Raw genomic sequence first — 1,649 nt, forward strand, 5'->3', positions numbered from 1 at the left:
ATGAACAACATGGAAAAGAAGGAACTGCGAATACTGGCCTGTAAAGTAAGGCGTGGCGTGGTTGAAGGTGTGTACCACGCAAAGTCAGGACACCCGGGCGGGAGCCTGTCGGCGGCCGACATTTTCACGTACCTGTATTTTAAGGAGATGCGAGTGGATCCGAAGAATCCGAAGGATGAAAACCGGGACCGTTTCGTGCTTTCGAAAGGGCACTGCGCGCCCGGGCTTTACGCAGCACTTGCCTTAAAGGGTTATTTCCCGGAGGAAGAACTAAAAAAGCTCCGCCACATCGGTGCGATGCTGCAGGGGCATCCGGATATGAAGGGCACCCCGGGCGTGGATATGAGCTCCGGTTCGCTGGGGCAGGGTATCTCCGCAGCCTGCGGGATGGCGATTGCCGGTAAGATGGACAAAAAAGACTACCGCGTTTATACGCTTCTGGGCGACGGGGAACTCGAAGAAGGCCAAGTCTGGGAGGCTGCGATGTTTGCTGCGCACCACAAGCTGGACAACCTCTGCGTGATCGTCGACAGCAACGGCCTGCAGATCGACGGCCCGGTTGCGGAAGTCGGCGGGCCCGAGCCGATCGACGAGAAATTCCGTTCCTTTGGTTTTGACGTCCAGGTGATCGACGGCCATGATTTCGACGCGATCGAAGCAGCGTTGGCGCACGCGAAAACCGTAAAGGGCAAGCCCAGCGTGATTATCGCGAAGACAATCAAGGGCAAGGGCGTGTCCTATATGGAAAATCAGGTTGGCTGGCACGGAAAGGCGCCGAACGACGAACAGTATGCGGCAGCCATGCAGGAATTGAATACGGCACTGTCCGGACTGGAGGCGGAATAAATGGCAGAAATGGTAAAGAAAGCAACAAGAGAAAGCTACGGCGAAGCATTGAAGGAGCTTGCCGATCAATACCCGCAGATGGTTGTGCTGGACGCAGACCTTGCGGAAGCAACGAAAACCATCCTGTTTAAGAAAGCATATCCGGATCGCTTCATCGACTGCGGTATCGCGGAATGCGACATGGTCGGCGTAGCGGCGGGACTGGCAACCTGCGGGAAGATCCCGTTTGCAACCTCGTTCGCGATGTTCTCGGCGGGGCGCGCCTTTGAGCAGGTGCGCAACTCGGTGGGCTATCCGAAGCTGAACGTGAAGATTGCCGGCTCGCACGCGGGCATTTCGGTCGGCGAGGACGGCGCGACCCACCAGTGCAACGAGGATATCGCTCTGATGCGCACGATCCCCGGCATGGTGGTGCTGAACCCGTCGGACCACTATGAAATGAAAGCGGCCGTCAAAGCGGCAGTTGAGCACTACGGCCCGGTTTACATCCGTTTGGGCAGGCTTGCGGTGGAGAGCTTCAACAACGGGGACGATTACAAATTCGAGCTTGGCAAGGGCATTACCCTGAAGGATGGCAAGGACATTACGATTATAGCGACCGGCCTGATGGTGTCGCGCGCGCTGGAAGCGGTAAAGGCTCTGGCGGAGCAGGGGATTGACGCCCGGTTGGTCAACATTCACACGATCAAGCCGATTGACCGCGAGATTATCGTGAAAGCGGCGCAGGAAACCGGGAAGATCATCACGGTGGAAGAGCACAGCGTGATCGGCGGGCTTGGCGAAGCGGTTTGCAGCGTGGTGGC

Annotated in this window: 2 protein-coding genes; both read left to right on the plus strand. The window is 57.5% G+C overall.

Features of this window, described 5'->3' with window-relative positions; translation table 11 throughout:
- Positions 1 to 9 precede the first annotated feature (9 nt).
- The gene (locus CAGA_RS12465; RefSeq protein ID WP_135661201.1) at positions 10 to 846 is read left to right on the plus strand and encodes a transketolase; all 837 of its coding nucleotides are present in this window, start codon (positions 10 to 12) and stop codon (positions 844 to 846) included.
- A partial coding sequence (locus CAGA_RS12470; protein ID WP_135661200.1) for a transketolase family protein occupies positions 847 to 1,649 on the plus strand: 803 nt, incomplete at its 3' end. It lies immediately after the preceding gene.

Origin of the sequence: Caproiciproducens galactitolivorans (assembly GCF_004768785.1) — a bacterium.
GTDB lineage: Bacteria > Bacillota > Clostridia > Oscillospirales > Acutalibacteraceae > Caproiciproducens > Caproiciproducens galactitolivorans.

Coding starts and splice junctions, on each gene's coding strand:
- CAGA_RS12465 (WP_135661201.1), top strand. CDS start 10: ATGGAAAAGAAGGAACTGCGAATACTGGCCTGTAAAGTAAGGCGTGGC.